Consider the following 12,297-nt stretch of genomic DNA (forward strand, 5'->3'; position numbering starts at 1 on the left):
TTTTAAATAAGTACTGGAAACAGTATAAATTGTTGATAATGCAGTAGAAATCCGGGCATCGAAGATGCCCGGATTTTTTAATAAATTAATTCTCATCTCTCTTCTTTGATCTCCATTTTCTCCAAAGAACAATAATAACAGGAATCAGCAAAAAGAAAGGCCATAATGAAACCATTCCCAGAAGAAGGCTTACAAAACTGTTCCAGCCTTCCGTCAGAGAATCCATAAAACGGCTTCCAAAACCAATTTTTGAAGTGGTTGAGCTTCTTACTTTCTCTTTGTATAAGTTTAAATTCAGAGTACTGTAGTTCACGCGGTCATCTATAAAACGAAGTCTGCCTTCAGCTACATCTATCTCATCTTCCAGTTCACGAATATTTTCCTGGATTTCCAGCATATCCTTCGTGGTAGCAGCACTTTTCAGCATGTCACGGTATTTTTCAAGATATATCTTTTTGTTAGCCAGTTTTATGGCGATATCGGTATATTCTTCTGTGACATCATTAGATGAAATGTTTTTAGACAAAACAGTTCCCACACCATTCGAAAAGGAATTGATCAATGCATCAAAATTTTTATGAGGCACACGGATTATCAGAGTAAGATTATCATCCATATCCGTATTTTGAAACTCTTCTTTCTGGATATAAGCATTGTTTTTTTTGATGATCTCATTGACCTGATTTTGTGTCTTTTTAATATCGCCCACCTGAATCTTCATATCACCGTTTTTGATGATTTTTTTGGAGATTGTATCAGTTTTCTTTGGGGTGTAAACATCTTTGTTGGTTCCGTTCTCATCAGAAGCCAGTTTTTCAGAAATAAAAGCTGATGGAGGTAAAGGTGCCGCTGCGGAAGAAGGTGTTTTGTCTTCGGTTATAACTTCCATCAGGTCGGCTTTCAATTCTTGTTTTTCACCACCTGATTTGCTGCAATTGATAAGGATAAGACCTGATAATAGGAAAATAATTTTTTTCATGGGTTAATTAGTTTTTTATGGTGATGATCAAAAAGTGTGCTCAAAAATGATCATTTGTAAAATGAATGAAGATTTAAAACGAAAGAATGTTAATATAAAATCAATAAATAGCTCTAAAACCGCTTTGAAAATTGCTGAGACTGATAAATTATTTTTATTTTTAATTCATGAAAAAAAGTCTTTTAGCATTTGTGTTTTCTCCATTTCTGATGTATGCCCAGGAAATTCCGAAACTTACAGACGAAATGGCCATGAAATTATCCGATAAACCTCTTCACTGTATCAATCAGGAATATCCAAATAAAACAGCCCATATTATCAATAATGCCGGTGAAGTTCCTTTGACTCCCAAAGATCTCCACCCTAGTTTTTATGGATGTTTCGACTGGCATAGCTCTGTTCATGGACATTGGATGCTCACAAGACTTTTGAAAATAAAACCCAATCTGTCTAATGCTAAAGAGATTGAAAAAATTCTTGATGAATCATTTCAAAAAGAAAAACTACAGACAGAAGCAGATTATTTTACAAAATATCAGCTGACAGGAACTTTTGAAAGAACCTACGGCTGGGCATGGATCTTAAAGCTGGATGAAGAACTGACCAATTGGGATCATCCGAAAGCCAAAATTTGGCACCAAAATCTGAAACCGCTTGCAGATCAGATTCTGAAATCCTGGAAAATCTATCTTCCAAAACAAACGTATCCCAATAGAACCGGGGTTCATCCTAATACTGCATTTGCTATGGCTTTTGCTATAGATTGGGCAAGAGCTAATAAAGATAAAGAGTTTGAAAACCAGTTGATGGAAAAGGCAAAATACTTTTTCTTGAAAGATCAGAAAACGCCAGCTTATCTGGAACCTGACGGCTCCGATTTCTTTTCGCCAAGTCTGGAAATTGCTGATCTAATGCGAAGAGTTCTTCCTCAAAAAGAATTTGTACAGTGGCTGAATGCTTTCTACGAAAAAAGAAGTTTAGAAAATGTTGAAAAAATCCCTGTGGTTAGTGATTTGAGCGATTACCAAACCGTTCACCTTGTAGGATTGTCTTTTTCTAAAGCATGGTGTATGAAAGGAATCTCAAATGCACTTCCTGCCAATCATCCATTGAAAAAAGATTTCAGAAAAACAGCAGATGTATTTCTAAATAATGGATTGCCACTGCTTTTCCAGGGAAATTATGGCGGAGATCACTGGCTGGCAAGTTTTGCGGTATATGCGCTGGAAGATTAATATTTGACCCCTGCTTTTTTCAGAATAAAGCCTAAAAGCCAGATCGGTCCTATCAGAAGAAACTGCAGATCTTTAAGAAAAGTAGGTTTTTTTCCTTCAATTTTATGCCCTATAAACTGGAAAATCCAGGTAATGATGAATACGGAAAGATAAATCATCCATGATTGTCTTCCCATACTGATATTGGTAAGGTAAATGAAATGTTCCATCATAAGCATGATCACAATCATCATGATAGCGATCAGAAAAGAAAGTCTTATATAGAACAATGTGATCAAAATAATCACCAAAATGCTTATGATACTGGCACATCCGAAATAGGAAGCACAAAAATGAGGGGAGGGAATAAGGGAGGTAAAACCAAGAATTGTCCAGAAAATTAAAGGCACACAAATCCAGTGAATGAACTTGTTGGTCGCGTTTCTATGGCTTTTACTGTATTCGGCAAATAATAGATCAACCTTTCTCATGCTGAAGGAAAATTGGATTAATGCTAAAATAATAAAATTTTGTAATCACTGGTAAGATTCCTTACATTTGTCTTATGTCTCCCCTTGAAAAATTTGGAGTTGATATTTTTACGGAACGTAATATTTTCGAGAGAATTGCTGTCGATAAACCTTTCCGTCCTGATAATCCTGCTTTTATATTCATTAAATCAGGAACTATAAAACTTCGTCAGCACTTCAGTGATCTGGAGGTTTCTACTAATATGTTTATGGTAACCGATCCGCAAACCATTTATGAAGTAGTATCTGTGACAGATGATTTCCAATCCAGGATGGTTTCTTATAAAAGAGAGTTTATTTCGGCTTTATCATTGAAATTTAACCGTCTGATTACCTATCGTTATTTCAGACAGCAGATGAATAAAGGAGTTCCTTTTCCTGAAGATGAAATGGAAGTGGTCTGGAAAAGCGTCAATTTCCTGAAATATATCCTTGATTCTGAGACTGAAATGCTTTATAAGAAAGAAATGGTAGAGCATCTTTTCTCTGTTTTCTGCTATCAGATGGCGGGAATTATTTCCAAGGAAGATAACAACTCTATGAATCAGATGTCCAGACAGGAAGAAATTGTATTTGTATTTCTTACTGATATTGCAGAACATCATCTTACAGAAAGAACCGTTGAGTTTTATGCCGAACGGCAATCCATTACAACCAGACATCTTTCTTCCGTTGTAAAGACCATCACAGGCAAGTCTGCAAGTCAGATTATTGCTTTAATTGTCATCAATGAAGCAAAAGTACTCTTAAACTCTTCCAATAAACCGGTTTCAGAGGTTTCCTCTATTCTCGGATTCAGTGATCAATACTCGTTTTCTCACTTTTTTAAGAAGCATCTGGAGGTAAGTCCTACACAGTATAGGCATCAGTTCGAAAGCTAAAATATTACATTTGAACATCTTTTTCCAGAAATCAAACATTTGATTGATTTTGTTGTTGACCTAACTTTGCATCTGTAAAACAAGGTAAAATGACAAAGAAAATAAAAACAGCACTATCTGTACTGATAGCAGCTTTTCCTGCGCTGTTTTTTTCCCAACAGATTAAACAGATGACCGCAGGTGAGGTGGCGGAACTCGCTGTTCAAAATCATCAGCAGCTCAAGGTTTCCGCACAGAACATTGGTATTGCAAAACAAAATACAAATGTTGTTAAGCTTCAGAAACTTCCTACGATCACAGCTTCTACAAGTCAGTTCTATTTAGGAGATGCTATCGCTATCGACAAAGACTTTTCGAATTCTACAAATGTTCCAATGCCGCATTATGGAAGTTCGTACGCGGTACAGGCAACACAACTGATCTTCAAAGGAGGGCTGGTGAAAAAATCTATTGAAATGGCGGGACTTCGTGAACAGCTTTCCGAACTGGATTTAGAGAAAAACAAGCAGGATGTAAAATTTTTAGTGATTTCCAATTATCTGGACGTCTATAAAATCATCAATCAGCAAGAGGTATTTCAGAATAACAAAAAACTGGCTCAGGAACGTCTTAAAAATATCCAGAAGTTCTACCAGCAGGGAATGGTGACCCGAAATGAAGTGATTCGTGGAGAACTGGCAATCAAAAATCTGGATCAGGGAATTCTTACCCTTACCAACAATAAAAAAATCCTTAATTATAACCTGAATATTGCTTTAGGATTATCTTCTGACACGGAGATTGTTCCTACAGAAAATCTGGAGAACAAAGAATCCGGAATAGGCATGGAGTATTACACGGATCTTGCTCATGAAAGCAATCCGCTGTTGAAATCTGCTCAAAAAAATATTGCGGTTGCAGATAAGAATATTGAGATTATAAAAACCGATAATGCACCTACGCTGGCCGGATTTGGCGGATATACACTGCAAAGACCGATCACGACCAGAAATCCTGTTTTGGATATGTACTCAGGTGGCTGGCAGACCGGAGTTTCTCTGAGCTATAATATAGATACTCTTTATAAAACGAAGGAAAAAGTAAAATTAGGTGAACTGCAAAAAAATCAGGCGAATGATGTGATGACCCTGACACAACAGAATGTAGATATGGGAGTGAATGCTGCCTATACAAAATATCAGGAAGCGATTCAGCAGGCTGATATTCTGAATGATTCTAAAAGACTGGCAGAAGAAAACTACAAGATTACTGAAGCCAAGTATCTGAACCAATTGGCTGTGCAGGCAGAAATGATTGATGCACAGAACCAGAAACTACAGTCAGAACTTGATTATGCCAATGCTGAAATCAATGTTTTGTATCAGTATTACAACCTTTTGAAATCTACGGGAACACTTTAATTTTTAAAACTGAAAATCAACACAATGGAAAACAAGGAACAAACTACTCAAAATACAACACCAACTCCAGCTACATCTGCTGCAGAAAACAAGAAAAAGAAAAATAAAACCAATAAAATCAGAGCCATCATTTCCAATATCATCGTTTTTCTGGTGATCGGTTTCGGATTATTCTGGTTAATCCGTGAATATTTCCACATCGGAAGCAAAACGTATACAGAAGCAGCACAGGTAGAGGAATTTATTAACCCTATCAATACAAGAGTTTCTGCTTATATCAAAGAAATTAAGTTCATTGAACACCAAAATGTTAAAAAAGGAGATACTTTGGTCATCCTTGATGAACGTGAAATTCTTACACAACTGGGACAGGCAGAAGCTGCTTATCAGAATGCAATGGCTCAAAAAACAGCAACAAGTTCTTCAGTAAATACTGTTTCCAACAATATCAACGTAATGCAGTCTAATATTGCAGGAGCAAAAGCCAGACTATGGAATGCTGAGCAGAATTTAAACCGATATAAAAACCTTTTGGCGGCCGAAGCTGTTACAAGACAGCAATATGATCAGATAAAGACAGAATATGATGCGCAAAAGGCAGCTTATGAAACTCTGGTCAACCAAAAACAATCCGCCAACCTTTCTACTACGGAAGTGAAAAGCAGATTGGGAATTAATGATGCTGAAATTAAAAGAACGAAATCTGCCTTGGATATGGCCAGAATCAATCTTTCGTATACTGTTATTACAGCGCCTTATGATGGGGTGATGGGTAGAAGAACCATTTCTGAAGGTCAGTTGATCCAGCTGGGACAACAGGTAGCAACGATTGTCCTTAACGGTCAAAAATGGGTAACCGCTAACTTCCTTGAAAGCCAGATGCCCAATATTAAAGTGGGAGAAAAAATTGCTATGACAGCTGATGCTTTAGGAGGTAAAAAGTTTGAAGGAGTAGTAACAGCAGTTTCTGCAGCTACCGGATCAAGATATTCAAGCGTACCTACTGATAACTCTACTGGTAATTTCATTAAAGTACAGCAGAGAATTCCTGTAAGAATAGAATTTACAACTTCCAACAAAAAAGAAGATCTGGATAAGCTGAGTGCGGGAATGAATATGAACGTGAATATTAATAAAGACTAAAAGATGGAAGATATCAGATTCCAGACATTATGCGTATGGAAAGCTAAGGCTGAATGTTGAAAGTCTGCCATCTGATATCTGAAACCTATTACCTAAAAAAATATGTACAACAAAGGATTATATAGCGATTGGGTACCAAAACCCGTACAGCTGCTGCTGATTGTATTACTGCTTGCTGTGGTAATGCCTATCGGTGGGGTGTACACAGGAAATATCAGTTCTCTGGTAAGTGGTACCGGCGCCATGACAGAATATTTTATATGGGCAAACTACGCTACAACCATCGGGATGGGGGCCTGTATGCCTGTTGTTCTCAGAATCAAAATGAGGTTTAAAGTAAGGGATAAGCTGGTTTTACTTCTGGTACTTTTAGGTTTGCTTAGCTACATAAACGGAACTACTTTACAACCAATGGTTTTCATATTTACTTCTCTGCTGATTGGTTTTATGAAAATGATGGTCACCATAGAGTTGTTCCTGCCATTAATGGTGATGATTGGAAACCGCGGAATGTTTTATGGAGCTTTCTATACCTTCGTTCTGGTAATGAATCAGGTAGCAACCTATTATGCTGCTGAATTTGCTCTTATCTACAACTGGCAGCAGTTTTACCTGTTTACAGCAGTTTTATGCTTTATTTTAGCTTTAATACACTGGATTTTTATGCATGATAAATATTTTGCGTTAAAAGTTCCTCTGCATTATATTGACTGGCTGAGTATTTTACTTTTCATTTCAACGTTCATGTTTTCGGCGTATGTGTATTCATTTGGAAGACAGCAGGATTGGTTCAATTCGAAGAATATCATGAATGCAAGTATTGCAGCTTTTGTGAGTTTTGCACTGCTTTCTATCCGTCAGCTAACTTTAAAGCGACCGTACCTTTCATTCAAAATTTTTACAAAAAATAATGTTCAGCATGGTCTGTTTATGCTTTTTTGGCTGGGAATGTTCTTAGGAACAGCTTCTATTCAGAATACTTTTGCAGTGGGAGTTTTGGGTTATGATCAGTTGACCAATACCAGACTGAATCTACTGATGATTCCCGGAATTATTTTAGCCGGAGTCGTAGCCATTTTCTGGTTCAAAAAAGAAAAACCTTTGAAAATGTACATTTTTTCCGGTTTTGCAGCAATGATTGGATATGCCATTATTATGTATTTTTCGATGGTACTGGAGTTCAGTTATGACAACTGGTATCTGCCTATGTTTTTAAAAGGCTACGGAATGTGTTCACTGTTTATTTCCGTATGGTTTTATACACTGGATAAGCTTGAAATGGATGAAATGCTGGCAGCGATCGGGCTTGTGTTGGTTTGGAGAACTTTTCTTGCCGTAGGAATTTTTTCAACACTCTATTCATGGTTTCAGTATCGTTTTCAGGTTACAGCAATTGGTGATCTTGCTGTTTATATGGATGGAATGACCGTTACTCCTCAGAATGTAGCAGCCAATATGAAAGCCATTCAGCTCAATGCGATCATCATAGCCACCAAAAAGATATTTGGATATATTATTTTAGTCGGATTTGGAGTGCTGATTTATGTTGCGACCCATCATTTCGGAGCAAAGCGTTTCCAGTATTTCAGGTTTATAAGAGTGTTGGGAGGTAAATCCGTTATCGCAAGAAGAAGACTTCGTGAAAGAAGAAAATTGTTAGAAGAAATAAAAGATGCGGCAGGGCCTGCAGTATAAAAAATACCTTGTTTTTACTAGTAAAATCCTGGTCCTTCGTTGGGCTGGGATTTTACGCTTTTTAAGAAAATGTCAAATTTTAAACTTTTTGAAACATTAAAATTGTATTAAGGTTTTTAGAGTATTAAGATGAGCTTCGTTTTAAGCTTAAAAATCAGAATGATTTATCTTAACTATACTTTACTCCTTAAATTCTTCTTAATGGTTTTAATATATATCCAGATTTTGAAAACTTTTCTGTAAAAAGATGTTTACTATCATAAAATAAGGGAAAATCTTATATTCTGTTATTTTTATTCTTTCTAAATAAGAATTATCTTTGTGAGATTATAAAACTTTGAGAAGAAAGAATGAAAAAGCAGTATGCATTCATAGGTCTTTTAGTTTCGGGAGTATTATTTTCCCAGACAGCTAAAGATTCTATTGCCTCTAAAGGTATTGAAGATGTGGTAATCGTAGCCTCAAGAAAACCCACAAAAATCTCCGAAGTTCCGGGAACGGTTTGGGTCGTACAGAAAGAAAAGATTCAGGAACAGGCCAAAAGTGGAGTTCCTATTAAAGAAATGTTATCGATTCTGATTCCGTCTATGGATATTGGTCCACAGGGAAGAACCAATTACGGACAGAATATGAGAGGACGTTCAGCACTTGTAATGATCGATGGTGTTTCCCTGAACAGTATCCGTGCCATAAGCCGTCAGCTGGACGCCATTGATCCATTTAATATCGAAAGAATTGAAGTGCTTTCAGGAGCAAGCTCGATTTATGGAGGTAACGCTACCGGCGGAATTATCAATATCATTACCAAAACACCTTCCAAAAAAGGAATCAGCGGAGAAACAGAATTGGGAGTACGTACCGGATTTATGGGAAAAGATGACCATGATTTCCGTGCAGCCCAGTCTATTGCCACTAAAGGAGATAAGTTCTTCGGAAGACTGGGAGTAGCTTACCAGCAAAATGGCGGGGTGTATGGAGCAGATCAGAAACAGCTTTTTACAGATATTACACAGACTGACCTTCAGTATAACCAGTCCATTGACATATTGGCTACAGGTGGGTATCAGTTTAACAATAAACATAAAATAACAGCCTCTGTTCAGTATTACAATTCTAAATTTAACGGAGACAGAAGTTTATTTTTAGGTCAAAACCTGAGTGCATTCACGACAAAAAATGCGTCGTTATTGGAAATGAGAGATGGTTTTTCATCTGATAAAAATGTAGGAACAGAACGTTATATGGCAACCGTAGCGTATAACGGAAACGGGATTTTGGGTGGACAGGATTTATATGTACAATTGGCTACCCGTGGTGAAAAATTAGGATTCTATCCATTCCCGGGAAATGTTACTTTGCAGTCAGGAAAAATACCTTATATGTCCTCTTCACAGCAGGATACTTACTATTCAGGGATTAAAGCTTTATTATCGAAATCATGGCGAGGGCTGAATATTACCTATGGAGCAGATTTTGATTTTGAAAAATTTGAAGGGACACAATCTGTCTATGATATTGCAAAGACAATGTCCAGCGGAGGTTTAGTGAATGAAACCAAATACAGCCTGGGAAGATATCCAACCAATCATTCACAGAGCTATGCAGGATATGTTCAGGCAAAATATAATATTTTTCCAAAACTTCAATTGAATGCAGGGATCCGTTACCAGCATATCAATGTGAAAATGGATGACTTTGTCGGTTCGGAACAGCAAACACAGGTTGCCATGGGATATGGAAGCTCAGCATCTGCAATTTCTGGAGGTGAAAGTTCTTATAATGTGACTTTAGCCAATGCAGGATTGTTGTACAAATTCAATGAGCAGCATCAGGTTTGGGGAACTTTTTCCCAAGGGGCAAGCTTAGCAGATCCTGCTAAATTTTACGGAATCGGACAGTATAAATTGGTGGGAACCAACTGGGATGTAGTATCCAGTATTAATGTGAAAGAACAGCCCCTTCAGGCTATCAAAACGAATCAGTTTGAGGTAGGTTACCGTATCAATAAAGGAGGTTTAAGAGCTCAGATTGCAGGATTTTTAAGTAATTCAGACAAAACCGTTGCTGTAGACAAAAAGACATTCCAGATTCTTGTGAATGATTTGAAATTAAGAAACATGGGAATTGAAGCTGAGGTTTCTTATTCCTTAAACAATGGCGTTTATTTCGGGGCGAGCGGTCTTTTAATCAAATCTGAGGTAGATAACAAAGGAGAATGGCAGAAACAGGAAATTTACAATGCTTCTCCTTCAAAACTGGTGACGTATATTGGATATAACATTAAAAGCTGGTCTTTCAGATTCCAGTCTTTGCAGAATTTCAAACAGAAAGACGAGCTTAATAATGTGGTGGAAGGGTACAATACTTCAGATTTGATGATAGGATACCGATTCCATTTTGGAAAATTCAATTTAGGAATTCAGAATCTATTCAATACAGATTATCAGACCATATGGAGCAAGCGTTCTCAGGTATTGTATTCTACTTACGGACTTCCGGAATTGTTCAATTATAAAGGAAGAGGAAGAACATTCAACCTTTCTTACACTTTTGAATTTTAAAAATACGATGAAGGTAACAATGCTTTGATCTGAAAATATATTGTATTTCAAATCCGGTTTCTGAATTAATCGGAAACCGGATTTTAACTTAAAAAAAAAATCAGTTATGGCTAAAATTTCAACAGGGCAGATTGTTGCTGAAGTCACCAGAAAAGAATACATTACTGACCATTTTATCAGAGTGTATTTATACTCACCGGAAGTTCAGGTATTCAAAAATACCATGGTGGGAGACAATAATAAGATTGCTGTTCCTCCGGCTGGGTTGAACGAAATTCATTTCCCGACGCTGGACGAAAATCATCAGTGGGTGTATCCGCCAAAAGAAATAGCTCCGGCTATCAGAACTTATACCCACAGAGGAATTGATCTGGAGAAGAGTGAATTAATCATCGACTTTGTAGATCATGGAGACGGAGGCCCCGCCTCCAAATGGGTGAGAGAAGCTGAAGCAGGCTCAAAGCTAGGAGTGATGATGCGTTTGGAAGGTAGGGAGTTGTATCCGGCTGCAGATTGGTATCTGTTGGTGGGAGATGCTACGGCCATTCCGGTGATCAGTGCTATTTTGGAAACACTTCCTGCAACAGCAAAAGGAATATGCATTATTGAAGTTCATGGAAAAGAAGATGAGCAACTGCTTGAAACGAAAGCCCGAATTGATTTTAAATGGTTACACAATACGCAGCCTCAGATCAGCAGTGGAATTTCAAATGCTTTAAAAAGTATTGAGATTCCTGAGACTACAAAGTTTGGTTATGTAGCTTGTGAATTTTCAAGCGTGAAAGAAATCCGTACTTATCTGAGAAAAGAAAAGAACTGGACTTCCCAGGAATTATACGCTTATTCTTACTGGAAAGCAGGCGTAGCAGAGAACGAATCTCAGGCGGACAGACATAAGGAGAAGGATTCGATGGAGTAGGTGGCAGGGATTTTGAGTTTGAGTTTGAGTTTGAGAGTGGGAGGGTTTGAGGATTTGAGAGAGAGCTTAACGTTGTGGGGTAACCAGGAACAAAAAACAACCAGCACCCCGCAACAAAATAAACTGGCAACTATCACCCCGAACCCGTATCTTTGCACTATGAAAGATTTAATGGGCAGAGCGATCTGGGATTATTACCACAATGACAATCCTGAAGATCTGCAGACTGAAACGTCAATTTCTGAGCTGGATGAGCTTCCGGTAGATTATTTATTCAGAGATTTTGAAGAAATGAATGATATTGAGCAGAAAGCATTGCAGTTATCCAACGGAAAAGTTCTGGATATCGGGGCGGGTGCAGGTTCTCATTCTTTATACCTTCAAAATGAAAGAAATCTTGAGGTGACCGCATTGGATATTTCACCAAAATCTATTGAGATCTGCAAGCTGAGAGGAGTTAAAAAAGCAGTTTGTGAAAATATGCTTGATTTCTCAGGAGAAAGTTTTGATACTATTTTATTATTGATGAACGGTACCGGAGTTTTTGAAAGCCTTGCTAAAATAGATCCCTATCTTCAAAAACTGCATACTTTACTGAATGATGGCGGACAGGTTTTAATTGACAGTACAGATATTCTTTATATGTTCGACCGTGATAAAGATGGTGGAGTATATATTCCGGCTGGTGGATATTATGGAGAACTGGAATATGTGGTTCATTATAAAGGGGAATCTGAAGAACCGATTACCTGGCTGTATCTTGATTTCAATACACTGAAAAATGCGGCTCAAAACAATGGCTTCAAAATAGAAAGAGTTTTGAAAGATGAGGATTCTTATCTGGCAAAACTGACTAAAAAATAATTGTCAACAAGTCATTGCGAGCTGAAAGCGAAGCAATCTCAAAAGATAATACATTGTCATTCTGTACACCGGAATGACTTTTTTTGTGCTTCTCCCTAGCCCCGATAGAAA

10 protein-coding genes are annotated in these 12,297 nt (G+C 37.4%); 8 read left to right on the forward strand and 2 right to left on the reverse strand.

The window, feature by feature from the left end:
* Window positions 1-85 precede the first annotated feature (85 nt).
* On the reverse strand, window positions 86-979 hold the full coding sequence (locus tag CQ046_RS06905; protein ID WP_105701544.1) for a DUF4349 domain-containing protein: 894 nt from the start codon (window positions 977-979) through the stop codon (window positions 86-88).
* 167 nt (window positions 980-1,146) lie between these two features.
* Between CQ046_RS06905 and CQ046_RS06910 the strand changes: the two genes are divergently transcribed.
* Window positions 1,147-2,214, forward strand: coding sequence for a DUF2891 domain-containing protein (locus tag CQ046_RS06910; RefSeq protein WP_105701545.1), 1,068 nt, complete (start codon window positions 1,147-1,149; stop codon window positions 2,212-2,214).
* Here CQ046_RS06910 and CQ046_RS06915 read toward each other — a convergent pair.
* The gene (locus tag CQ046_RS06915) at window positions 2,211-2,684 is read right to left on the reverse strand and encodes a DUF962 domain-containing protein (RefSeq protein WP_105701546.1); all 474 of its coding nucleotides are present in this window, start codon (window positions 2,682-2,684) and stop codon (window positions 2,211-2,213) included. The two genes, CQ046_RS06910 and CQ046_RS06915, sit on opposite strands and share 4 nt — an antisense overlap.
* 74 nt (window positions 2,685-2,758) lie before the next feature.
* Between CQ046_RS06915 and CQ046_RS06920 the strand changes: the two genes are divergently transcribed.
* The 7 genes from CQ046_RS06920 to CQ046_RS06950 all read left to right on the forward strand — a co-directional run bounded on the left by CQ046_RS06920 (window position 2,759) and on the right by CQ046_RS06950 (window position 12,186).
* Window positions 2,759-3,604 (forward strand): helix-turn-helix domain-containing protein, encoded by an 846-nt coding sequence (locus CQ046_RS06920; protein ID WP_105701547.1) that lies wholly within the window; start codon window positions 2,759-2,761, stop codon window positions 3,602-3,604.
* 89 nt (window positions 3,605-3,693) lie between these two features.
* A complete protein-coding gene (locus tag CQ046_RS06925) occupies window positions 3,694-5,004 on the forward strand; it encodes a TolC family protein (protein WP_105701548.1) in 1,311 nt (436 codons plus the stop codon).
* 24 nt (window positions 5,005-5,028) lie between these two features.
* On the forward strand, window positions 5,029-6,147 hold the full coding sequence (locus CQ046_RS06930; RefSeq protein WP_105701549.1) for an HlyD family secretion protein: 1,119 nt from the start codon (window positions 5,029-5,031) through the stop codon (window positions 6,145-6,147).
* 102 nt (window positions 6,148-6,249) lie between these two features.
* Window positions 6,250-7,842 carry an MFS transporter gene (locus CQ046_RS06935; protein WP_105701550.1) on the forward strand — a complete coding sequence of 531 codons (1,593 nt, stop codon included), beginning with the start codon at window positions 6,250-6,252 and terminating at the stop codon, window positions 7,840-7,842.
* 350 nt (window positions 7,843-8,192) lie between these two features.
* Window positions 8,193-10,403 (forward strand): TonB-dependent receptor, encoded by a 2,211-nt coding sequence (locus CQ046_RS06940; RefSeq protein WP_105701551.1) that lies wholly within the window; start codon window positions 8,193-8,195, stop codon window positions 10,401-10,403.
* A 106-nt stretch (window positions 10,404-10,509) separates the two neighbouring features.
* Window positions 10,510-11,322, forward strand: a complete 813-nt coding sequence (locus CQ046_RS06945) for a siderophore-interacting protein (RefSeq protein ID WP_105701552.1) — start codon at window positions 10,510-10,512, stop codon at window positions 11,320-11,322.
* Between the two features lie 159 nt (window positions 11,323-11,481).
* Window positions 11,482-12,186, forward strand: coding sequence for a class I SAM-dependent methyltransferase (locus CQ046_RS06950; RefSeq protein ID WP_105701553.1), 705 nt, complete (start codon window positions 11,482-11,484; stop codon window positions 12,184-12,186).
* Window positions 12,187-12,297: the final 111 nt, after the last annotated feature.

It is taken from the genome of Chryseobacterium sp. MYb7, assembly GCF_002979455.1.
Classification (GTDB): Bacteria; Bacteroidota; Bacteroidia; order Flavobacteriales; family Weeksellaceae; genus Chryseobacterium.